General features: G+C 66.7%; 19 protein-coding genes. 8 read left to right on the top strand and 11 right to left on the bottom strand.

The window, feature by feature from the left end; genetic code table 11:
- Positions 1–73 precede the first annotated feature (73 nt).
- Positions 74–391: a PilZ domain-containing protein gene (locus tag AKN83_RS31820; RefSeq protein ID WP_050402160.1), complete on the top strand. Its 318-nt coding sequence runs from the start codon at positions 74–76 to the stop codon at positions 389–391.
- Between the two features lie 179 nt (positions 392–570).
- Positions 571–1,293 carry a nucleotidyltransferase family protein gene (locus AKN83_RS31815; RefSeq protein WP_050402163.1) on the top strand — a complete coding sequence of 241 codons (723 nt, stop codon included), beginning with the start codon at positions 571–573 and terminating at the stop codon, positions 1,291–1,293.
- A 124-nt stretch (positions 1,294–1,417) separates the two neighbouring features.
- On the opposite strand, the gene AKN83_RS31810 is transcribed toward AKN83_RS31815, so the two are convergent.
- Positions 1,418–2,431 (bottom strand): DUF2891 domain-containing protein, encoded by a 1,014-nt coding sequence (locus tag AKN83_RS31810; RefSeq protein WP_050402159.1) that lies wholly within the window; start codon positions 2,429–2,431, stop codon positions 1,418–1,420.
- Complete coding sequence (locus AKN83_RS31805) at positions 2,428–3,354, bottom strand: hypothetical protein (RefSeq protein WP_244522177.1); 927 nt, start codon at positions 3,352–3,354, stop codon at positions 2,428–2,430. Before AKN83_RS31805 ends, AKN83_RS31810 begins: the two co-directional genes overlap by 4 nt.
- Positions 3,355–3,445: 91 nt before the next feature.
- Here AKN83_RS31805 and AKN83_RS31800 point away from each other — a divergent pair, with 91 nt between their 5' ends.
- From AKN83_RS31800 to AKN83_RS31780, 5 genes are all read left to right on the top strand, one after another.
- Positions 3,446–4,366: a LysR family transcriptional regulator gene (locus AKN83_RS31800; protein ID WP_050402162.1), complete on the top strand. Its 921-nt coding sequence runs from the start codon at positions 3,446–3,448 to the stop codon at positions 4,364–4,366.
- Positions 4,367–4,446: 80 nt separating this feature from the next.
- Complete coding sequence (gene addB, locus AKN83_RS31795) at positions 4,447–7,593, top strand: double-strand break repair protein AddB (protein WP_050402157.1); 3,147 nt, start codon at positions 4,447–4,449, stop codon at positions 7,591–7,593.
- Positions 7,587–11,054 (top strand): double-strand break repair helicase AddA, encoded by a 3,468-nt coding sequence (gene addA / locus AKN83_RS31790; RefSeq protein ID WP_063695626.1) that lies wholly within the window; start codon positions 7,587–7,589, stop codon positions 11,052–11,054. The genes addB and addA overlap by 7 nt, the downstream gene beginning before the upstream one ends.
- A gap of 115 nt (positions 11,055–11,169) precedes the next feature.
- Entirely contained in the window at positions 11,170–11,490 is a 321-nt protein-coding gene (gene trxA / locus AKN83_RS31785) for a thioredoxin (protein WP_016847387.1), read from the top strand.
- 147 nt (positions 11,491–11,637) lie between these two features.
- Entirely contained in the window at positions 11,638–12,651 is a 1,014-nt protein-coding gene (locus tag AKN83_RS31780; protein WP_050404269.1) for an ATP-dependent DNA ligase, read from the top strand.
- 5 nt (positions 12,652–12,656) lie between these two features.
- On the opposite strand, the gene AKN83_RS31775 is transcribed toward AKN83_RS31780, so the two are convergent.
- From AKN83_RS31775 to trpA, 4 genes are all read right to left on the bottom strand, one after another.
- On the bottom strand, positions 12,657–13,397 hold the full coding sequence (locus AKN83_RS31775) for a metallophosphoesterase family protein (RefSeq protein WP_050404270.1): 741 nt from the start codon (positions 13,395–13,397) through the stop codon (positions 12,657–12,659).
- Positions 13,398–13,510: 113 nt separating this feature from the next.
- Positions 13,511–14,755, bottom strand: a complete 1,245-nt coding sequence (locus AKN83_RS31770) for a bifunctional folylpolyglutamate synthase/dihydrofolate synthase (protein WP_430641590.1) — start codon at positions 14,753–14,755, stop codon at positions 13,511–13,513.
- A 95-nt stretch (positions 14,756–14,850) separates the two neighbouring features.
- Positions 14,851–15,792 carry an acetyl-CoA carboxylase, carboxyltransferase subunit beta gene (gene accD, locus AKN83_RS31765; protein ID WP_050404272.1) on the bottom strand — a complete coding sequence of 314 codons (942 nt, stop codon included), beginning with the start codon at positions 15,790–15,792 and terminating at the stop codon, positions 14,851–14,853.
- 104 nt (positions 15,793–15,896) lie between these two features.
- Entirely contained in the window at positions 15,897–16,733 is an 837-nt protein-coding gene (trpA, locus tag AKN83_RS31760) for a tryptophan synthase subunit alpha (protein ID WP_050404273.1), read from the bottom strand.
- Positions 16,734–16,805: 72 nt separating this feature from the next.
- On the opposite strand from trpA, the gene AKN83_RS31755 reads away from it, so the two are divergent.
- Entirely contained in the window at positions 16,806–17,150 is a 345-nt protein-coding gene (locus tag AKN83_RS31755) for an endonuclease domain-containing protein (protein WP_050404274.1), read from the top strand.
- Between the two features lie 79 nt (positions 17,151–17,229).
- Here the strand turns inward: AKN83_RS31755 and trpB are convergent, their stop codons facing one another.
- From trpB to sppA, 5 genes are all read right to left on the bottom strand, one after another.
- Complete coding sequence (gene trpB, locus AKN83_RS31750) at positions 17,230–18,447, bottom strand: tryptophan synthase subunit beta (protein WP_050404275.1); 1,218 nt, start codon at positions 18,445–18,447, stop codon at positions 17,230–17,232.
- Positions 18,444–19,115, bottom strand: a complete 672-nt coding sequence (locus AKN83_RS31745) for a phosphoribosylanthranilate isomerase (RefSeq protein WP_050404276.1) — start codon at positions 19,113–19,115, stop codon at positions 18,444–18,446. Before AKN83_RS31745 ends, trpB begins: the two co-directional genes overlap by 4 nt.
- Before the next feature lie 73 nt (positions 19,116–19,188).
- Entirely contained in the window at positions 19,189–19,575 is a 387-nt protein-coding gene (locus AKN83_RS31740; RefSeq protein ID WP_050404341.1) for a LapA family protein, read from the bottom strand.
- A gap of 87 nt (positions 19,576–19,662) precedes the next feature.
- On the bottom strand, positions 19,663–19,992 hold the full coding sequence (locus AKN83_RS31735) for an integration host factor subunit beta (protein WP_050404277.1): 330 nt from the start codon (positions 19,990–19,992) through the stop codon (positions 19,663–19,665).
- 271 nt (positions 19,993–20,263) lie between these two features.
- Positions 20,264–21,241 carry a signal peptide peptidase SppA gene (gene sppA / locus AKN83_RS31730; RefSeq protein ID WP_050404278.1) on the bottom strand — a complete coding sequence of 326 codons (978 nt, stop codon included), beginning with the start codon at positions 21,239–21,241 and terminating at the stop codon, positions 20,264–20,266.
- Positions 21,242–21,500 lie beyond the last annotated feature (259 nt).

Genomic DNA, 21,500 nt, shown 5'->3' with positions numbered 1-21,500 from the left:
GCCTCAGCTCCCCTAAGGTCGCGGAGGCCACACCTCATCCAGGGCGCGGCCTGATCGGGAGCGGGACCACACGATGGGGACGGAACGACGCAGGGGCGATCGTGTCACGTTTGAGCGCGGCATAGCCGCGCACATGATGGGCATTGACGGCACCTGGCGGCGCGACTGCACCATGGAAGACGTGTCGGAGACGGGCGCCAAGCTGACCGTCGAAGGCTCGGTCGAGGGCCTGAACCTGAAGGAGTTCTTTCTGCTGCTGTCGTCCACAGGATTGGCCTATCGCCGCTGCGAATTGGCGTGGGTCAACGGCGACCAGATCGGCGTCAACTTCCTTAAACAAGGCGACAAGAAGAAGAAAACTGCCAGACGCGGCGCGCAAGCCGACGTCTAGAGCATGATCCGGAAAGAGGAGACGGCTTTCCGGCAAGATCATGCTCCAACAGGCGCAGAGGTCGCCATTGCCGTCTTACGGCCGTCATGTCCCGTGACTATGGCGTCTGATCGATGTGCTTGCCGAATCGCCGTGATATGATCGGCGCGTGAGAGATAATGACCGAGAATATCCGGAAGATGCCCGTCACTCCCCATAAAGCCATGGTGCTCGCTGCGGGCCTCGGCGTGCGCATGCGCCCCCTGACCAACACCATGCCCAAGCCGCTGGTGAGCGTCGCCGGCCAGCCGCTGCTCGACCATGTGCTCGACAAGCTCGCCGGCGCCGGCGTCAGCGAAGCGGTCGTGAATGTGCACTATCTGCCCGACCAGATCATCGAGCACGTCAAGCCCCGCAGCCGCCCGCGCGTCATCATCTCCGACGAACGCGACGAGGTGCTCGGCACCGGCGGCGCGGTCGTGAAGGCGCTGCCGCTGCTCGGCGATGCGCCGTTTTTCCATCTCAATGCCGACACGATGTGGATCGACGGCGTGCGCTCCAACCTGTCGCGGCTGGCGGAAACTTTCGATCCCGCGCGGATGGATATCCTGCTGCTGATGGCGCCGACAGCCTCGAGCATCGGCTATAGCGGCCGCGGCGATTACTCGATGCTGCCGGACGGCGCGCTGCGCAAGCGGCGCGAGAACCAAGTGGTCCCGTTCGTCTATGCCGGCGCCGCGATCATGTCGCCGGCGCTGTTCGCCGACGCCCCTGCCGGCGAATTCTCGCTGACCAAGATGTTCGACCGCGCCAACGAGCAGGAGCGGCTGTTCGGCCTGCGCCTCGACGGCGTCTGGATGCATGTCGGGACCCCCGACGCAATCCTGGCCGCGGAAGAAGCCTATCTGGAAAGCGTCGCGTAGAGCCTGGCGAGATTAGCCTGAGATAGAACGGCATCGCACGTTCACCTCTCCCTTGGGAGAGGTGAACCGAGACCGCGCCAAGCCGATTCGACCGAAACTCGTCCTCCTTTAGGCAAGGCTGTCGTCAATCAGCGCTGTCGATGGCGAGCACTGCAAAGCTCGCGAGCCAGTGTTCGCCCATATAGTCGCCGGCGATATGCGGCAGGCCGGCGTCGAGATGATCTCGCGCAGCATCCAGCAGGATCGGACGATGCGGATCGGCTTCCGGCAACGCACCAGCCAGCGCGCGCCAGCACCAGGCGCGGCTGAGATTGAGTCCGTCGAGATGCGCGAGCTTGCCGTCGGTGCGATCGGTGACGGTGGCGGGCCTGAACAGGGTTGCGGGTTCGCGTTGCGCCAACCGCGGCAGGAAGCGGTCGAACCAGGGCAGGAAGTCGCGAGGCCCCAGCAGCCGGCGCATGCATTCGGCTTCGATCAGCGCAGGCGACTGGAAATCGTCGCCGCTCGGCTCGCCCCAGGCGGGGCAATCCTGATCGGCGCCGTACCAGCGCAGCGCGGTCTCGCGCAGCAGCGCATTGAGCGCATCGTCCTGCGTCACCGCGGCATAGTCGGCGGCCATGCGAAGCCCGAACGCCGTGTTGAAGTGTGTCCCGACCCGCACCGGATAGGTGGCGAGCGGCAGGAAATCGCGGAAGCGCTGCGCGAAGATTGCGGCCAGCGGCGCGATCTGCTCGTACCACCGCGCCGCGTCGAGCAGCGCGAGCTCTGCCGCCAGCTTCAACAGCCAGCCCCAGCCGTAAGGCCGCTTGAAGCCACGCGCGGTCGGTGCCGCAAGATAGGCGCATTCGGCCGCGACCTTCTCGTCAACGAACTGTGCGTCGAACAGTGTGCGGATATCGCCCGCTACGTCGGATACCGGATAGCGACGGAGCAACCGGGCGAGCATCCAGTAGCTATGGACGCAGGAGTGCCAGTCATAGCTGCCGAAGAACACCGGATGCAGCTCGCGCGGCGTGCGCGCGTCCTTCGGTCCCGCCAGCACATGATCCGGCTTGTTCGGATACTCGCGCGTGACATGGCCGAGCGCGATGCGGGCGAAACGCGCGGCGAGGTCTTCAGTCAGGATCGTCTCGCTCATGATGAGGCTTTCTCCTTGCGCTCGCGCCGGACCAGCAGCTCGATCAGCCGCGGCATCATATAGATCGGAAACTGCGTGGCGGCGAAGAACAGCGCCGTCATCGGCGACACCGCCGCGCCCATCGCCGACCAGACCAGTCCGACATTGCGGTTGCTCAGAATGAGGCCCGTGGTCAGCCGCTCGGCCAGCGGACCCGGCGTGAGCAGCGCGCCGAACGCCTGCAGCGCGAGATTGCAGGCGAAGGCAAGGCCCGCCAAGGTCAGCGCGGTGGCCGGCTGCGCTGCGATCTGTGCGCGCACCCCCGCCATGGTCGAGATCGCGAACACCAGCAGCGCGGCGAGCACAAATGCATCGATGATGCGCGAATGCCGCGCCAATTGCGCAGCGGCCTGGCGGCGCAGCAAGAGCGCCAGCGCGCCGGAACCGACCACCAGCAGCGCGAGCCGCGCGGCGAGCGCCAGTGGATCGAGCGCGAGACCGGCAAATCCCGCTGCGATCAGCGGAACCGTGATCGGCGCCAGCCCCATCGACAGCAGCGTCACGGCGAGCGGAATGGTCGCGTCGAAGCCGAGCATGCGTGCGACCGCCGCCGTGCCGGTCGACGGCGGCGCGCACACCGACAGCACCAGCGCCACGATCAGCTCGGTGCGAAATCCGGCGCCGCGCGCGGCGAAGCCGACCGCAAGGGGACAGGCCAGCATCGCCAGCGCTGGCAGCAGCAGCGAGACCAGCGGTCGCGCCAGCGCACGCCGGAACGCCGCGGCGTCGACCTGGAGAAAAGTCCCCAGCACCAGCACGAAGATCGCCGCCGCCATCAGTGGGCGCACGCTGTCCGCCAAGGCAGGGAAAGCCAGTCCGGCCAGGACGCCGATGACCAGCAAGGTCGGCCCGCGCGGCATCAGTCTCGCGAATGATCGTCCCAAGTCTTTCCGCCTCGTCATCCTGTCGGTCACCACCGTAAGCGCGGGCAGAGCATTGTTGAAATCGATTATCATTATGATCATTATTGCTAGGATGAATTTAGCCGCCGTCGATCTCAACCTGCTGGTCGCCTTTGAGGCGCTGATGGAGGAGCGCCACGTCACGCGCGCGGCCGAGCGTATCGGGCTGGCCCAGCCGTCGATGAGCAGCGCCCTACGGAGATTGCGCGCCCTGTTTGCTGACGAATTGTTCCTGCGGGCCGGCGCGGGCATGCAGCCGACCGAGAAGGCGCTGGCGCTGGCCGGTCCGATCGGCGAGGCGCTGCGGCAGATCAGGGGCGCGCTGGCGCCCGACCGGAGCTTCGATCCGGCCAACGCGCGAAGGCGCTTCACCATCGCAGCGACCGACTATGGCGACCTCGTTCTGGTGCCGGAACTGAGCCGCCTGCTGCGGATGGAAGCGCCTGGCACCGAGCTTGCCGTGCGTCCGCTGACCGACACGACGGCGGCGTTGGCCAGGCTGGAGCGCGGTGAACTCGATGCGCTGATCGGCGGCCACCTGCCGGACTCGCCGCGCTGCGTCCGGCACCGCTTGTTCGAGGAACGCTTCGTCTGCATCCGCGACGGCGCGCGCGCGAGCCGATCGGAAGCGCTCAGCCTGGAGGATTATGCGAGCCTGCAGCACGCGCTGTTCTCCGCGGCCGGCGGCGACGGCCTGCCGAGCGTGATCGATGCGCTGCTGGCGCGCCATGGACTGAAGCGACGGGTGGCCGTCACGCTTGCGCATGTGGTGGCCGTTCCGTTCGCCGTGGCCGGCACCGATCTGATCGCCACGATGGCCGAGCGCGTCGCCCGCCGCTTCACGCAGCTCGCCGAAATCACCGTCGTGATGCCGCCGATCGACATCCCTGCCTTCGCGATCGACCTGATCCACACCAGCCGGGCGGCCGAGGATCCGGCGCTGCGCTGGTTCCTGGATGCCGTCGATCGCGCCGCCGGCCGGCTGCGTCATTGAGCTGTTATGGCTGACCTGCAGGGGTGGCTAACGATGGCCGCCGCTCCCTATATTGGCGCCTGATTCGAACAAGGCAGCCCATGCGCGTTTTCAGCGTTCCCGTCTCTGCGCCGTTCCTGCGCACCGTGATCTCGGCGCTGGTGGATGGCCGGCTGGTACCGGGATTCGAGGCGCAGAGCGATCCGGCAAAGCTCGCCACCGCCACGCTCTATCTGCCGACCCGCCGCGCCGGACGGCTGGCGCGCGAAATCTTCCTCGACGTGCTCGATTCCGATGCCGCGGTGCTGCCGCGCATCGTCGCGCTCGGTGAGATCGACGAGGACGAGCTCGCCTTCGCCGGCCAGGGCGACGATTTCGGCGGCGCCGCGCCGCTGGAGATCCCGCCAAGGCTCGGCGAGCTCGAGCGCCGGCTGACCCTGGCGCATCTGGTCGCGGCGTGGGCGAAGACGCCGGTGTCGGCACCGCTGGTGGTCGGCGGCCCTGCCTCGACCTTGCAGCTCGCCGGTGATCTCGCGCGGCTGATGGACGACATGGTGACGCGCGGCGTCGACTGGCGCGCGCTCGACCGCCTGGTGCCTGACCAGCTCGACAAATACTGGCAGCACTCGCTCGACTTCCTGCGCATCGCGCGCGATGCCTGGCCGAACTACCTCAAGGAGATCGGCCGGATCGAGCCCGCGGCACGCCGCGACCTGCTGATCGAGGCGGAGGCGGCGCGGCTGACCACGCATCATGTCGGTCCGGTGATCGCCGCCGGCTCGACCGGCTCGATGCCGGCCACGGCGAAATTCCTGCATGCGGTGGCGAAGCTTCCGAACGGCGCCGTGGTGCTGCCGGGGCTCGACACCGATCTCGACGAGGAGTCCTGGGACACGATCGGCGGCGAGCGCGGCGACGACGGCATGTTCAAAACGCCGCCCTCGTCGAACCATCCGCAATTCGCGATGCACGCGCTGCTCGATCGCTTCGGCATCAAGCGCCGCGATGTCGAGAGCCTTGCCGAGCCCGCGCCGCAGGGGCGCGAGGTGCTGGCGTCGGAGACGATGCGCCCCTCGACCGCGACCGCGCAGTGGCACGACCGGCTGGAGCGGCCCGAGATCGTGGCGCGGATTTCCGCCGGGATGACCAACCTCGCCGTGGTCCAGGCGCCCAATCCGGAAATGGAGGCGCTGGCGATTGCGGTCGCGATGCGCGAGGCGCGGCATCTCGGCAAGTCGGCCGCGCTGGTGACGCCGGATCGCGCGTTGGCGCGGCGCGTGATGGCCTCGCTGACCCGCTGGAATCTGGAGTTCGACGATTCCGGCGGCGATGCGCTGATGGAAACGCCGGCCGGCGTATTCGCCCGCCTCACCGCGGAGGCCGCGGCCAAGGGGCTGGAGCCGCCGACCTTGCTCGCGCTGCTCAAGCATCCGCTGTTCCGGCTCGGCGGCGCCCATGGCGCGCTGAAGCGCGCAACCGAGGTGCTGGAGCTCGCGCTGCTCCGCGGCACCCGGCCGCAGGCGGGAACCGCCGGCCTCGCGCGCGACTTCGCCCGCTTCCGCGCCGAGCTCGTCAAGCTGCATGGCGGCGAGACCTCGTCGCTGCATGCCATGGAGCCGCGCGCCCGGCTGCGCGACAACGAGCTCAACCAGGCCGAGGGCCTGATCGCCAAACTGCAGGCGGCGCTGGCGCCGCTCGAAGGCATGGCGTCGTCAAAGCCCTACGACTTCGCCGAGCTGGCCGCGCGTCATCGCGAGGTGCTGATCGCGCTGTCGGCCGATCGGAACGGCGTCGCCATCGTGTTCGAGGAGCGCGCCGGGGGATCGCTCGCGTCCGCCTTCGACGAGTTGCTCGCCAAGCAGCAGTCGAGCGGGCTGGCGACGCCGCTCGCCGATTACCCCGAGGTGTTCCAGACCGCGTTCGCCGACCGCATGGTGCGGCGCCCGGACTCGGCGCGCGCGCAGCTCAACATCTTCGGCCAGCTCGAGGCGCGCCTGACCGAGTCCGATCGCGTCATCCTCGGCGGCCTGGTCGAGGGCGTCTGGCCACCGGCGCCGCGGGTCGATCCGTGGCTGAGCCGGCCGATGCGGCACGAGCTCGGGCTCGATCTTCCCGAACGGCGCATCGGCCTGTCGGCGCACGACTTCGCGCAGCTGCTCGGCCATGACGAGGTGATCCTCACCCACGCCGCCAAGGTCGGCGGCGCGCCGGCGGTCGCCTCGCGTTTCCTGCACCGGTTAGAGGCGGTCGCGGGCGAAGCGCGCTGGAAGGCGGCGACATCGGCCGGCGAAACCTACGTGCAATATGCCGCCGAGCTCGACCGGCCCGACGCGATCAAGCCGATCGCCCAGCCGGAGCCGCGGCCGCCGCGCGAGGCACGGCCGCTGAAAATGTCGGTCACCGCGATCGAGGACTGGCTGCGCGATCCCTATACGATCTATGCGCGCTACATCCTGAAGCTTGATCCGCTCGATCCGGTCGACATGCCGCTGTCGGCCGCCGATCGCGGCTCGGCGATCCACGAGGCGCTCGGCGAGTTCACGCAAACTTACGCGGACGCGCTGCCCGCCGACACCATGCGCGCGCTGCGCGAGATCGGGGCCAGGCATTTCGCGCCGCTGATGGAGCGGCCCGAAGCGCGTGCGCTGTGGTGGCCGCGCTTCCAGCGCATCGCGGCGTGGTTCGCCGAATGGGAACAGGCGCGGCGCGGCAGCATCGACGCAATCAGGGCCGAGATCCGCGGCGAGATCGGCATTCCGCTCGATGCTACGAGGACATTCACGCTCTCCGCGCGCGCCGATCGCATCGAGCGGCGCGACGACGGCAGCTTTGCGATCCTCGACTACAAGACCGGCCAGCCGCCGACCGGCAAGCAGGTGCGCATGGGGCTGTCGCCGCAGCTGACGCTGGAAGCCGCGATCCTGCGCGAGGGCGGCTTTGCCGATATTCCGGCCGGCTCCTCGGTCGGCGACCTCGTCTATGTCAGGCTGAGCGGCAACAACCCGCCGGGCGAGCAGCGTTCGCTGGAGCTGAAGGTCAAGACCAGCGACACGCCGCAGCCGCCCGATGAAGCCGCCGACGCCGCGCGGCGCAAGCTGGAAGCCCTGATCCGCGCCTTCGACGACGAGAGCCAGGCCTACACTTCGCTGAACCTCTCGATGTGGGCGAACCGCTACGGCGCCTATGACGACCTCGCGCGCATCAAGGAATGGTCCGCCGCCGGCGGCCTGGGGATCGAGGAATGGTAAAGGCACCGCGCCCAATCCCGCCGGCGGTGCGCGACGCGCAGGCGCGCGCGTCCGATCCGAAGGCATCGACCTTCGTGTCGGCCAATGCCGGCTCCGGCAAGACCCATGTGCTGGTGCAGCGGGTGATCCGCCTTTTGCTGTCCGGCGTGCCGCCGGAGAAGATCCTCTGCATCACCTTCACGAAGGCCGCCGCCGCGAACATGGCCGAACGCGTGTTCACGACGCTCGGCCATTGGGTGACGCTCGACGACGCCGCGCTCGATGCCGCGATCCGCGAGGCCGGCATCGCGCATCCCTCCGCCACGCTGCGGCGCGAGGCGCGAAAGCTGTTTGCCTGCGCGCTGGAGACGCCCGGTGGGTTGAAGGTGCAGACCATCCACGCGCTGTGCACCCGCCTGCTGCAACAGTTTCCGTTCGAGGCCAACGTGCCGGCGCGGTTCGCCGTGCTCGACGATCGCGACCAGAACGAGATGATGGAGCGCGCCAATCTCGCCGTGTTCCTCGAAGCGTCGCGGATTCCCGACAGTCCGATCGGCCGCGCGCTGCGGACGGCGATGGCGAATGCCGCCGACGTCACTTTCAAGGAGGTGGTGCGCGAGGCCTGCCTGAGCCGCGACCACTTCATGGCCTGGACCGATGCCGCCGGCAGCGCCGCGGCCGCCGCCGCGCAGATGTCGGCGGCGCTCGGCGTCTCCTCCGATGATCGCATCGAGGATGTCGAGCGCGAGATCGTCGACGGGCCGAACCTGCCGCGCGCGAGCTGGAAGGAGATGGCGACGCTGCTCGACACCAGCAGCAAGGCGGATCAGAAGCAGGCCGAACGGCTGCGCAGCGCGCTGGCCTTCACCGGTGCGGCGCAGGTCGACGAGTATCTCGGCGTCTTCCTGACCGACGACCGCGCGCCGCGCGCCTCCGTCATCACCAACAATTTCATCAAGAAGAACCCTGTTGCAGGCCACAGGTTCGAGGCGGAGATCGATCGTCTCGGTCCCTTGATCGAGCGGCGCCGCGCGGTAGTCGCGCGCGACCGCAGCGAAGCACTGATCCACATCGCGACCGCGGCGGCTGCGCACTACCGGCGCGAGAAGCTGGAACGCGGCCTGCTCGACTATGACGACCTGATCGACAAGACGCTGGCGATGCTCGACCGCGTCTCCTCGGGCTGGGTGCATTACAAGCTCGACCGCGGCGTCGACCACGTGCTGATCGACGAGGCGCAGGACACCAGCCCGCGGCAATGGGATATCGTCGCCCACATCATCTCGGAATTCACCTCCGGCGCCGGTGCGCGCGACGGCTTGGTGCGCACGGTGTTCGCGGTCGGCGACGAGAAGCAGTCGATCTTCTCGTTCCAGGGCGCAGCACCCCGTGAGTTCGACCTGCGTCGGCGCGAGCTGAAGCGGCGGTTCGAGGACGCCGGGCTGAAATTCGATCCGGTGTCGTTCACCTATTCGTTCCGCTCGGGACCGGTGATCCTGCATTCGGTCGACCATGTGTTCCGCGAGCAGGAGATCTTCCGCAGCATCCATGCGGTCGAGAACGGCTATCCGATCCATAATGCGATGGCTGACGCCGGCCCCAGCCTGATCGAGCTGTGGGATCTCGCCGTCGCCGATGACCGCCAGGACATCGAGGGCTGGCGCGCGCCGTTCGACGGCGTCGCGGTGACGAGCCCCGAAGTGAAACTCGCGCGGCGCATCCAGGCCGAGATCAAGCGCCTCGTCACCAGCGGCACCATGACCGGCAGCGCCGGCAGCCGGCGGCCGTTGCGTTACGGTGACATGCTGATCCTGGTGCGGCGGCGCGGCAACGCCTTCGACGCTGTCATCCAGGCGTTGAAGCACGCCGGCATCCCGGTCGCCGGCGCCGACCGGCTGAAGCTGACCGAGCACATCGCGATCATCGACCTGATGAACCTCGCCGACGCGCTGCTGCTGCCGCAGGACGATCTCGCGCTTGCGGTGGCGCTGAAGAGCCCGCTGTTCGGTCTCGACGACGACGATCTGTTCAAGCTGGCGTATCAGCGCCGCGGCTCGCTGCGCGAGGCGCTGGCCGCGCACGCGCCGACCGATGAACGCTTTTCGGCCGCCTTGCGCCGCCTGGAACAATGCGAGCGCCGTTTCACCCAGGAGACGCCGTTCGCGTTCTACGCCTGGCTGCTTGGCGGGGACGGCGGACGCGCGCGCATCCTGCGCCGGCTCGGCCACGAGGCCAACGACGCGCTCGACGAGTTTCTCGAACTGGCTCTGAGCTACGAGCGCAAGGCGCCGGCCTCGCTGCAGGGCCTCGTCGCCTGGCTGCGCGCCGCCGACACCGAGGTGAAGCGCGACATGGAGATTTCGCGCGACGAGGTCCGCGTCATGACCGTGCACGGCGCTAAGGGCCTCGAAGCATCTGTCGTGTTCCTGGTCGACACCACAACCTCGCCGTCGGACACGCAGCGGCTGCGGCTGATCCATCTGCCGCAGGGCAACGCGGCGCCGAACGCGCCCGGCGTCGTGGTGTGGGCCGGCAAGAAGGCCGAGGATCCCCCCAATGTCGCCGAGGCGCGCAAGGCAATGCTCAGCGACACCGAGGACGAATATCGCCGCCTGCTCTATGTCGCGATGACCCGCGCCGCCGACCGGCTGATCGTCGGCGGCTGCATGCCCGGCAACATGAACACGGTGCGGAAATCCTCCTGGTACGATCTGATCGCCAGGGGGCTCGCCAATTCCGGGCTTAAGCTCGAAGAAGAGCAGACGCCGGCCGGCAAGGTGATGCGCTATTCGCGGCCGGACGACATTGCCGAACTCACCGGCGCTTCTGCATCGGCAGCTGCGCCGCCGATCGTGCTGCCGTCCTGGCTGCGCGCTGCGGCAGCCCCTGAAGCATCCGCTGCGCGCGTGCTGCGCCCGTCCGATCCGGCTGACGGCGACAGCCATCCGATCCGAACCGGCGAATCGGTGCTGCTGCGCGCCCGCGCCCTGCAACGCGGCACGCTGGTGCATCGCCTGCTGCAATCGCTGCCCGATGTCGCGGTGGAACGACGGCTCGGCGCGGCGCTCGGTTATCTCGCGCGTAACGCCGACGGCTGGAGCGAGGATGAGCGCGCTGCGCTGGCTCGGCAGGTGGTCGCCCTGACGGTCGATCTGCGCTTTGCGCCGGTGTTTGCCCCCGGCAGCCGTGCCGAGGTTTCGATCGTGGGCCGGCTGGAGCGGCCGGGCCAGCCGAAGGTGCTGGTCTCGGGCCAGATCGACCGCCTGGTGGTCACGCCGAACGAGGTCCTGATCGTCGATTTCAAGACCAACCACGCGCCGCCAAAGACCGCCGCCGAGGGTTATATCCGGCAGCTCGCGCTGTACCGTGCGGTGCTGGCAAAACTTTATCCCCAAAGGATCATCCACGCCGCCCTGCTCTGGACCGAAATCCCTGAAATGATGGAGATTTCCGCCTCCGCGCTGGACGCCGGGCTGGCATAAGTTCATGTCGGCGTGAGCGAGCTTGACCCGGCAAGGGGGCATTCATACGTTTGCCCCATGCTCCCGGGCGCGATTCTCAACCGCGCCCTTTATCCCAACCGAACGAGGTACTCACATGGCCGTTGGCAAGGTTTCTGACGCCGATTTCGAAGCCGAAGTGCTCAAGGCGACCGGGCCGGTGGTCGTCGACTTCTGGGCCGAATGGTGCGGCCCCTGCCGCATGATCGCGCCCGCTCTCGATGAGATTTCCGGCGCGATGGGCGACAAGGTCAAGATCGTGAAGCTCAACGTCGACGAGAGCCCGAAGACCGCGTCGAAGTACGGCGTGATGTCGATCCCGACCCTGATGATCTTCAAGGGCGGCGAAATGGCCTCCCGTCAGGTCGGTGCCGCGCCGAAGGCCAAGCTGCAGCAGTGGATCACCGCTGCGGTCTGATCCGGTTCTCCTGATTAAATAATTTTGAGCACGGCCGGCGGATTCGCCGGCCGTTTGCGTTGGCATGACGTGTGTTGCCTCGAAAGGTCCCAGCGCTTGCCGTCCTCGCGTCATAAGCCCCCGTCCGGACCGGCTCGGCTTGCTGCAATGGAAGCGCGTTCGGTGGCTGACATTCCCCGGGGCGAGCAATGGCAGTACGAGCCCAAATGGGACGGCTTCCGCTGCCTGCTGAGACGCGACGGCAACAAAGTCGATCTGCGCTCGAAATCCGGCGAGGATCTCAGCCGTTATTTTCCCGAGCTCGTCGTTGCAGCACAAGAAGTGAAGGCCAAGGGCTTCGTACTCGACGGCGAGATCGTGGTGCCGCATGGCCGGAGGTTTTCCTTTGATAACCTCCTGCAGCGCATCCATCCTGCCGTCAGCCGCGTGAAGCGGCTCGCGCGGGAGACCCCGGCCTTGTTCCTGGTGTTCGACCTGTTGGCCTGCCCGAGCGCGAAGCAGCTATCGAGACGACCGTTGAGCGAGCGGCGGCCGAAGCTCGAAACGTTCGCCCGGTCGCAGTTGAAATCGAACTCCAGCTTTCGCCTCTCACCGGCGACGCCAAGTTATCTGCTCGCGAAGAAGTGGCTGGCGCGGTCGGGCGGCGGCTTCGACGGCGTCATCGCCAAGCGCCTGGATCTGCCCTATCAGGCCGGCAACCGCGACGGCATGCAGAAGATCAAGAAATTCAGAAGCGCCGATTGTGTGGTTGGCGGCTTTCGCTATGCCACGAACAAAATCGACGGCCGCAAGGTGGTGGGTTCACTGCTGCTCGGCCTCTACGATCACGACGGCCTGCTGCACCATGTGGGCTTCACCTCGGCGATCAAGCAGCAGGACAAGCCGGCGCTCACGGATCGCCTCGAGCCGTTGATCGCCAAGCCGGGCTTTACCGGAAATGCGCCGGGCGGCCCGAGCCGGTGGTCGACCGAGCGCTCGGCACAATGGTGCCCGCTGCGGCCCAAACTCGTGATCGAGGTCTGCTACGACCATTTCAGTGGCGATCGTTTCCGCCACGGCACCTCGATCCTTCGCTGGCGGCCGGACAAGGCGCCGAAACAATGTACGCTCGACCAGCTGAAGCAGAAGGCCGCCGATCCGATGAAGCTGTTGAAGGCATAGCTCCGTCAGCGTATCCACCCCGTTGCCAGCGCCGAGGCGAGTTCGGCCTGACCATTGCGCCGCGCCAGCGCCGCCATCGCTGCGTGGTCGTACGGGATGTGACGGAAGGTGACGTCCCAGTTGCCGTCGACCTGTTCGAGAACGGCGTAGCGCGCAGCGGGCGAACCGGCTTCGACGACATGCGGATACGGCTTGCCGGCGCGATAACCGGGCGAGCCGACGCTGCCGGGATTGACGATCAGCCGCCCGTCGCGAAGCCGCACCGCGCGCGCGGTATGTGTGTGTGCGCAGAGAATCAGCGATTGCGTCACGCCGGCCGCCCTCGCCTCGATCGATTCCAGCGACGACATCAGGACTTCGCCGCCCGGCAGCACGGTCTCAAGCCAATAAGTGTCGTCGTCCTGCGGCGTGGCGTGACAGAGGAACACCGCGTCGCGATAGACCGCGTTCGCCGGCAGCGTGCGCAACCAGTCGAGATGTCGCGGCTCGAGCTGGGTGTAGGTCAGCCGCTCCCATGAGCCCATCTTCTCGTGCGGGCGGTCGATCAGATAGCGGTCGTGATTGCCGAGCAGATGAACCGCGTCGAGTGCCATCAGCATATCGATGGTCGGACGGGCGTCGAGTGGCCCGCTCACCATGTCGCCGAGATCGATGATCTCGGAAATCCCTTGCGCGCGAATGTCCGACAGGACAGCTTCAAGAGCGAGATGGTTGCCGTGGATGTCGGCGATCGCAGCAAAACGCATGATGTGTTGTCCTCCCGTAGCCCGGATGGAGCGAAGCGCAATCCGGGGTCCTGCTACCGCGGATCGAGCCGTCCCGGATTTCGCTGCGCTCCATCCGGGCTACGACGCCGACATCATGCAGGAGGCGTGCCGTTGGCCGCAAGCACGGGACCGGCGAGGTAAAGCGAGCCGGTGATCAGGATGCGCGGCGGCACCTCATAGGCCAGCGTGGCGAGCCGTTGCAGCGCGGCGTCGACACCGGATGCGATCTCGACCCGCATGCCGAGCGCACGCGCGGCGTCGGCGAGCTTGTCCGGCGCCATGCCGTTGTCGCGGCCAGGCACCGGGACTGCGATGATATGACGCGTCAGTCCGGCGAAATTGGCGAGGAAGGCGTTGGCATCCTTGTTGGCCATCATGCCAGCGATCACGACCAGCGGCCGCGACACGCGCTCCTCAAGATCGCCGAGCGCTGCCGCCGCGACGCGGCCGCCCTCGGCATTGTGGCCGCCGTCGAGCCAGACCTCGGAGCCCTGCGGTCCCTGGCAGACGAGGCTGCCTGCGACCAGCCGCTGCATCCGCGCCGGCCATTCCGCGCTGACGATGCCGGCCTCATAGGCCGCGATGTTGAGCCTGAAGGTGCCGATCGCACGCAAGGTCGCGATCGCAAGGCCCGCATTGTCGAACTGGTGCCGGCCGAACAGTTTTGGCGCAGCAAGATCCATCAGGCCGTGCTCGTCCTGATAGACCAGCCGGCCGCGCTCGACGCCGACATGCCATTGCTGGCCGGCCGCATGCAGCGGCGCGCGCATGCGGTTCGCCTCCGCCTCGATCACCGCCATCGCATCCGGCGCTTGCTCGGCGCAGACCACCGGCACCTTGCGCTTGATGATCGCGGCCTTCTCGCCGGCGATCAGAGCCAGCGTATCGCCAAGGAATTCCATGTGATCCATACTGACCGGCGCAATCACCGAAGCGAGCGGCGTCTCGACCACGTTGGTGGAATCGAGGCGGCCGCCGAGGCCGACCTCGAGCAACGCGACGTCGGCCGGATGCTTCGCGAACAGGCAGAAAGCGACCGCCGTCTCCATCTCGAAGATGGTGATGGGATGGCCGGCGTTGATGCGCTCGCAATGCTCGAACGTGGTGCGCAGCTCGTCGTCACCGACGAGCTTGCCGCCGCCTGCGGCGCCCAGCCGGTAGCATTCGTTGAGCCGCACCAGATAGGGCGAGGTGAAGACGTGCACGCGCAGGCCGGCGGCCTCGAGGATCGCGCGCAGATAGGCGATCGTCGAGCCCTTGCCGTTGGTGCCGGCGACATGGATCACCGGCGGCAGCTTGCGCTCAGGATGATCGAGCCGCTCCATCAGGCCGCGCATGCGATCGAGGCTGAGATCGATGCGCTTCGGATGCAGCGCCGATATCCGCGCGATCAACGCCTCGAACGAGGGTTGCGATGGGGCGGCGCTTGCGGTCACGCGTGCGGCGCAGCCGGCACCGTCTCCGGTGCCGTGACGATCTGGGCCGGCTCGGTGACGGCGACCGTGGGCTTGGACGCGGTTTCGAGCGCCGGCGCCTTGGTGAGCAGGCGACACAACCGCGCCAGCGTGGCCTTCATGTCATGGCGGTGCACGACCATGTCGACCATGCCGTGCTCGCGCAGATATTCGGCGCGCTGAAAACCTTCCGGCAGCTTCTCGCGAATGGTCTGCTCGATCACCCGCGCGCCGGCAAAACCGATCAGCGCACCGGGTTCGGCGATCTGGACGTCGCCGAGCATCGCATAGGAAGCGGTGACGCCGCCGGTGGTCGGATTGGTCAGTACGACGATATAGGGCTGCCGCGCCTCGCGCAGCATCTGCACGCCGACCGTGGTGCGCGGCATCTGCATCAGCGAGAGTATGCCTTCCTGCATCCGTGCGCCGCCGGACGCGGCGAATACGATGAAGGGCGACTTCTTCTCGACCGCGAGTTCGAGCCCGCGCACGATCGCCTCGCCTGCGGCCATGCCGAGCGAGCCGCCCATGAAATCGAAATCCTGTACCGCGACCACGACGCCGGTGCCTTCCAGCTTGCCGTAACCCACCTTGACCGCGTCGTTCAGGCCGGTCTTGCTCCGCGCATCCCTGATCTTGTCGACATATTTGCGCTCGTCGCGGAATTTGAGCGGGTCGGCGACGACCTCGGGCAGCGCGACGTCGAACCAGGTCTCGTTATCGAAGATCGACTTCAGCCGCGCCACCGCGCCCATGCGCATGTGGTAGTTCGAGCCGGGGATCACGAACTGGTTCGCCTCGACGTCCTTGTAGAACACGAGCTGGCCGGAATCCGGGCACTTGATCCAGAGGTTTTCCGGCGTCTCGCGCCGCAGGATGTTGCGAATCTTCGGCCGGACGACGTTGGTGAGCCAGTTCATGGTTCGCTCCGAAATGCGGGTCGCTCCCGCACCAGCTGGATATATGGCGGGCCGGGCGAACCCGGCAAGCCGCCGTCTGCGGCCTTGTTGCCGCAAAATGTGGCTTATTCAGCGGCCTGCTTGGCGCCCCGGATCCCCTGCGCCAGCGCGGACACCAGGTCCGCCACCGCGCTCACGGTCTTCGGCGTCGCGCGGCCCTCGGCATCGAGATTGGCCCTCACCACATCGACGATCGCGGTGCCGACCACGGCGCCATTGGCGTTCTCGGCAATCGCACGTGCCGTTTCCGGGGTGCGGATGCCGAAGCCGACACAGACCGGCAGCTTGGTGTGGCGCTTGATGCGGGCAACCGCTTCCGCGACCGCGTTCGAATCGGCCGTCGCAGCGCCGGTGATGCCGGTGATCGAGACGTAATAGACAAAGCCCGAGGTATTCGCGAGCACCGCGGGCAGGCGCTTGTCGTCGGTGGTCGGCGTCGCGAGGCGAATGAAGTTCAGTCCGGCCTTCATCGCGGGGATGCAGAGCTCGGTGTCTTCCTCCGGCGGCAGGTCGACGATGATCAAGCCATCGACGCCGGCCGTCTTGGCATCGGCCAGGAAGCTGTCGACGCCGTAGATGTAGATCGGATTGTAGTAGCCCATCAGCACGATCGGCGTCGCGTTGTCCTCCTTGCGGAAGTCGCGAACCATCGCCAGCGTCTTGCGCAAGGTCATGCCGCCCTTGAGCGCGCGCAGGCCGGCGGCCTGGATCGACGGGCCATCGGCCATCGGATCGGTGAACGGCATGCCGATCTCGATGACGTCGGCGCCGGCCTTCGGCAGCGCCTTGAGGATGTCGAGCGAGGTTTTTGCGTCGGGATCGCCGGCCATCACGAAAGTGACGAAGGCGGAGCGGCCCTGCTGCTTCAGCTCGGCGAAACGTGCGTCGATACGGGTGGTCATGCTATTACCATCGCTGTGCTATACCTCTCCCCTCCGGGGAGAGGTCGGCTGCGCAGCAGCCGGGTGAGGGGGATGGAGCGGTTCAAGGCGAGACCGCGAAACCTCCGCGCATCACAGACAAGCGCCGAGGCCAAGCTTTGGCAGGCGCTGCGCAATCGAAGATTGGTGCGGTGGAAGTTTCGTCGCCAGCACCCAGTCGACCGGTACATCGTCGATTTCATCGCACTCGACGGTAAGCTGATTGTCGAGGTCGACGGCGTGACGCATTCAACATCATCTGAGATGAAGCGCGATGAGGCGAGGACGGGCGTGCTTGAGGCCTGCGGCTTTCTTGTTGTCCGGGTCTCTAACACTGACGTGTATGAAAATCTCGAAGGCGTGCTCGAGATGATCGAGACTTCGCTTCGGTTCGAATGAGCGGAGAGACCCCACACCCGGCTGCTGCGCAGCCGACCTCTCCCCKMCGGGGAGAGGTGAAGGAAGCGCACTGGGCCGGTCACTTCTGCCTCGCCTTCAAGATGTCGCCGACCTGCGGCACGTCCTTGTCGCCGCGGCCCGAAAGGTTGACCACCATCAGGTGATCCTTCGGCCGCTGCGGCGCGAGCTCGGACAGTTTCGCGATCGCGTGCGCGGATTCCAGCGCCGGGATGATGCCCTCCAGCCGCGACAGCAGCTGGAATGCGGCCAGCGCTTCCTCGTCGGTGGCGGAGAGATATTTGACGCGGCCGGTCTCGTGCAGCCAGGCATGCTCGGGGCCGATGCCGGGATAATCGAGGCCGGCCGAGATCGAATGCGCTTCCTCGATCTGGCCGTCGACGTCCATCAAAAGATAGGTGCGGTTGCCGTGCAGCACGCCGGGCCGCCCGCCGGCGAGCGAAGCGGCATGCAACTGCGTCAGCCCGTGACCGGCCGCCTCGACGCCGAAAATCTCGACCGAGGGATCATCGAGGAACGGATGGAAGAGGCCCATCGCATTGGAGCCGCCGCCGATGCAGGCGATCAGCGAGTCCGGCAGGCGGCCCTCGGCCTCCTGCATCTGCGTGCGCGTCTCGTGGCCGATGATCGACTGGAAGTCGCGCACCATCATCGGATAGGGGTGCGGACCCGCCACCGTGCCGATGCAGTAGAAGGTGTTGTGCACGTTGGTGACCCAATCGCGCAGCGCGTCGTTCATCGCGTCCTTCAGCGTGCGCGCGCCCGACTGCACCGGGACGACCTTGGCGCCAAGCATCTCCATGCGGATCACGTTGGGCTGCTGCCGCTCGACGTCGACCGCGCCCATATAGACCACGCATTCGAGCCCGAAGCGCGCGCACAGCGTCGCCGTCGCCACGCCGTGCTGGCCGGCGCCGGTCTCGGCGATGATGCGCTTCTTGCCCATCCGGCGCGCGACCATGATCTGGCCGAGCACGTTGTTGACCTTGTGCGAACCGGTGTGGTTGAGCTCCTCGCGCTTCAGATAGATCTTGGCGCCGCCGAGATGCTCGGTGAGCCGCTCGGCGAAATACAGCGGCGAGGGCCGGCCGACATAGTCCTTCAGGTAGACGTTCATCTCGGCCTGGAACGCCGGATCCGCCTTGGCGTCGGCATAGGCCTTTTCGAGATCGAGGATCAGCGGCATCAGCGTTTCCGCGACGAAGCGTCCGCCGAAAATGCCGAAATGCCCGCGCTCGTCGGGGCCGCTGCGGAAGGAATTGGGCAGGTTTGGATTCATCGAACCATCAGTTCTTGGGTCGTACTTTGGGTTGCGCGTGCGGCGCGGATGAAGGCGCGGATCAGCTCGGGATCCTTGACGCCCGGCGTGCGCTCGACGCCCGACGACACGTCAACCCCGCCGGCGCGGGTGACGCGGACAGCCTCGGCGACGTTATCGGCGTTGAGCCCGCCGGAGACCATATAGGGCAGCGCGAGATCGAGATTTTCCAGCACGTGCCAGTCAAAGGGCGCGCCGAGACCGCCCGGCCGCGTCGCATCCTTCGGCGCGCGCGCATCGAACAGGATACGGTCGGCGACGCTGGCATAGCCCGGCAGCGGCGCGAGGTCGGCTGCGGTCTCGACCGGCAGCGCCTTCATCAGCGGCAGGCCGAACTTCTGCTTGATGTCGCGCAGCCGCGAGGTGGTCTCCTTGCCGTGCAATTGCAGAATGTCCGGCCGCAGCGTCTCGATGATGTTTTCCAGCGTCGCGTCGTCGGCATCGACGGTCAGCGCAACCTTGACGGCGCGGCCCTTGGCGCGGCCGCCCAGCTCGCGCGCGGTCTGGAGGCTGATATGGCGCGGCGACGGCGGGAAGAACACGAACCCCACCATGTCGGCGCCGCCCTCAAGCGCGACGTCGAGCGTCTCGCGCGTGGACAGGCCGCAGATTTTGACGAGCAGGGGCATGGTCTCGAAACGGGTCTCAAAACGGGTTTTCGGGCGTCCGGAACAGGGCTGTACCGATCCGACGGGGCGGGTTCTACAACGTCGCGCCCTGCTTGTCTCGCCCATTGGGCCCGTAAAAGCCCAGCTGGGCCGGGGCCGAACGGCGCTGCGCGTCGTCCCGGGGGGCCGCCGCCCGAAGGTCAGCCAGCTCTGCGCGGACGTGGCGGGCGTCCGCCTCGTGCTGCCGGGCGGCACGGCGCCAGCGCCCTTGCTTGAACCAGGTTCCGATGCCGCCCGCGATCACACCCAATATGGCAGAGGCGATGATGACGACGAACAGCGGCAGCGTGACCGCAACCGTCGGCGTCACAGAGTTGAAGGGATCGAACGACACCGTCACCCAGTGACGATTGGCGACGGCGAAGATGATGAAAATCAGTCCGAGCGGAACGACGAAGACTGCCGTGAAGAACTTTCGCATGACCATCTCTCGCAACGATGGAGAAGGTGCGGGCACCTCGCCCGCAGCACGGCAACGCTCGACGTCGCGCGTTAAGCGCCAGCCTTGTTACGCATCGGCCTTGGGCGCGTCGACCTTGGAGCCGCCCGCCGCAGTCTCGTCGCGATTGAGACGCTCGCGCATTTCCTTGCCGGTCTTGAAGAACGGCACGCTCTTCTGATCGACCGGCACATGCTCGCCGGTGCGCGGATTGCGGCCGGCACGCGCCGGGCGATGCTTCACCGAGAAAGCGCCAAAACCGCGCAACTCGACGCGATCGCCACGCGCCAGCGCCGCGACGATTTCATCGAGAATCGCATTCACAATGTTCTCGACATCCCGCTGATAGAGGTGCGGGTTGTGCTCGGCGATGCGCTGAACAAGTTCGGATTTGATCATCGAAAGTGGGATCCGGGCTCTTGCGGAAACCCATTTCCGTGAAAATGCCGTGCACTGTCAAGACGCTAAATCGATTTAGGACGCCGTGAATTCGCGTGACAAATAACCCAATTGGGGCATGCGGCGATTCCCGCAGAGCGGGAATACCCTGATCAACACGCCTTTCGCTCCCGATGGAGCCCCGTTCCGATTGAATCGGAACGCAGCTCGGGATTTTTGCTTTGACGCCTTTTCTTCACGCGAACCGGCGCCCACTTCGCTCGAAAACGCTCTAATCGGTTCCTCCGGGAGTCCACAGCGCCAGCATGCCGTCGAGTCCGAACCGGTCGACCGCCTGAGCGACACCGCCCTGCTCGATCCGTCGCGCGATGCCGCCAAGGCCAAACGCATCGAGCGTCATCGATGCTGCGGTGCGCAGGAAGGTCAGGTCGCTGAAGCGCGGATTGAGCTTGTAATTGCGCACCGGCAGGTCGCTTTTGACCTTCTTCTCCGCGACCAGCCAGGCGATCGCGGTCTTTTCGTCCCCGAGCTGATCGATCAGCTTGAGATCGACCGCCTGCCGGCCGGTGAAGACGCGGCCATCCGCGACCTTCTCCAGCAGACCGTCATCCATGCCGCGCCGCTCCTTCACCAATCCACGGAACCATGCATAGGAATCCTTGACCAGGCCGTCGATCGCAGCGCGGGCCTCCGGGCTGGTCGGCTCAAAGCCGTTGGGCGCCGCCTTCAGCGGCGAGGATTTGATTTCCTCCATCTTCACGCCGACGGTCTTGAGCAACTCGGACACGTTGGGAAACTGGAAGAGCACGCCGATCGAGCCGACCAGCGAGGTCTGCTGGGCGACGATATGGTCGGAGGCGATCGCCGTGATGTAACCGCCCGAGGCCGCCAGGCCCTCGACCACGACGACGAGCGGCTTCTTCGCCTTCAACTGCATCAGCGAGTCGTAGAGTTGCTCGGAGCCCGCGGTGGTGCCGCCGGGCGAATTGATGTGCACGACAACCGCCGCATAGCTCGACTTGCCGAGCCGCTCCAGCGCCTCGACGCGCTCCTGGTCGCTGCGGATCAGGCCGTCGATATTGATCCGCGCGATCGTGTTCGACGTCGAGAAGCTGCCGCGTCCGCCGGCGGCGATCACACCCACGCCGACGATGGCGGCGATCGCAATGACCGCAGCGGCGACGCGCCAGAACGTCAGCTTGCGCCTGATCCGGCGGCGGTCGACGATCACGTCAGAATCCAGCGACATCCGATCTCTCCAGAAACAGTCAGCGCGCAATCCGCGCGTTTTGCCGTCGCAGCGTCACTATCAGCTTAGCCAAATACATCAATTGCGACGCAATATGAAGAAAACAAGGCTCCGTCTTTGGAGGTACCTGTAGCCCGGATGAAGCGAAGCGCAATCCGGGAGCGCTTCAGCCGCGGATGCAAGACCCCGGATTTCGCTGCGCTCCATCCGGGCTACGGGCATTCCCAAAACAAAAGGGCCCCGGCTTTTCGCCGGGGCC

Source organism: Bradyrhizobium embrapense (assembly GCF_001189235.2).
GTDB classification, from domain to species: domain Bacteria; phylum Pseudomonadota; class Alphaproteobacteria; order Rhizobiales; family Xanthobacteraceae; genus Bradyrhizobium; species Bradyrhizobium embrapense.
The sequence above is the reverse complement of the archived record's forward strand: the minus strand, read 5'-3'. Positions and strand labels throughout refer to the sequence as shown.

Excerpts from the sequence above, each read along its gene's own strand:
- AKN83_RS31820 (WP_050402160.1), top strand. The coding sequence starts at position 74 with ATGGGGACGGAACGACGCAGGGGCGATCGTGTCACGTTTGAGCGCGGC.
- AKN83_RS31815 (WP_050402163.1), top strand. The coding sequence starts at position 571 with ATGCCCGTCACTCCCCATAAAGCCATGGTGCTCGCTGCGGGCCTCGGC.
- AKN83_RS31810 (WP_050402159.1), bottom strand. The coding sequence starts at position 2,431 with ATGAGCGAGACGATCCTGACTGAAGACCTCGCCGCGCGTTTCGCCCGC.
- AKN83_RS31800 (WP_050402162.1), top strand. The coding sequence starts at position 3,446 with ATGAATTTAGCCGCCGTCGATCTCAACCTGCTGGTCGCCTTTGAGGCG.
- addB (WP_050402157.1), top strand. The coding sequence starts at position 4,447 with ATGCGCGTTTTCAGCGTTCCCGTCTCTGCGCCGTTCCTGCGCACCGTG.
- addA (WP_063695626.1), top strand. The coding sequence starts at position 7,587 with ATGGTAAAGGCACCGCGCCCAATCCCGCCGGCGGTGCGCGACGCGCAG.
- trxA (WP_016847387.1), top strand. The coding sequence starts at position 11,170 with ATGGCCGTTGGCAAGGTTTCTGACGCCGATTTCGAAGCCGAAGTGCTC.
- AKN83_RS31780 (WP_050404269.1), top strand. The coding sequence starts at position 11,638 with ATGGAAGCGCGTTCGGTGGCTGACATTCCCCGGGGCGAGCAATGGCAG.
- AKN83_RS31775 (WP_050404270.1), bottom strand. The coding sequence starts at position 13,397 with ATGCGTTTTGCTGCGATCGCCGACATCCACGGCAACCATCTCGCTCTT.
- AKN83_RS31770 (WP_430641590.1), bottom strand. The coding sequence starts at position 14,755 with ATGCGCGGCCTGATGGAGCGGCTCGATCATCCTGAGCGCAAGCTGCCG.
- accD (WP_050404272.1), bottom strand. The coding sequence starts at position 15,792 with ATGAACTGGCTCACCAACGTCGTCCGGCCGAAGATTCGCAACATCCTG.
- trpA (WP_050404273.1), bottom strand. The coding sequence starts at position 16,733 with ATGACCACCCGTATCGACGCACGTTTCGCCGAGCTGAAGCAGCAGGGC.
- AKN83_RS31755 (WP_050404274.1), top strand. The coding sequence starts at position 16,806 with ATGGAGCGGTTCAAGGCGAGACCGCGAAACCTCCGCGCATCACAGACA.
- trpB (WP_050404275.1), bottom strand. The coding sequence starts at position 18,447 with ATGAATCCAAACCTGCCCAATTCCTTCCGCAGCGGCCCCGACGAGCGC.
- AKN83_RS31745 (WP_050404276.1), bottom strand. The coding sequence starts at position 19,115 with ATGCCCCTGCTCGTCAAAATCTGCGGCCTGTCCACGCGCGAGACGCTC.
- AKN83_RS31740 (WP_050404341.1), bottom strand. The coding sequence starts at position 19,575 with ATGCGAAAGTTCTTCACGGCAGTCTTCGTCGTTCCGCTCGGACTGATT.
- AKN83_RS31735 (WP_050404277.1), bottom strand. The coding sequence starts at position 19,992 with ATGATCAAATCCGAACTTGTTCAGCGCATCGCCGAGCACAACCCGCAC.
- sppA (WP_050404278.1), bottom strand. The coding sequence starts at position 21,241 with ATGTCGCTGGATTCTGACGTGATCGTCGACCGCCGCCGGATCAGGCGC.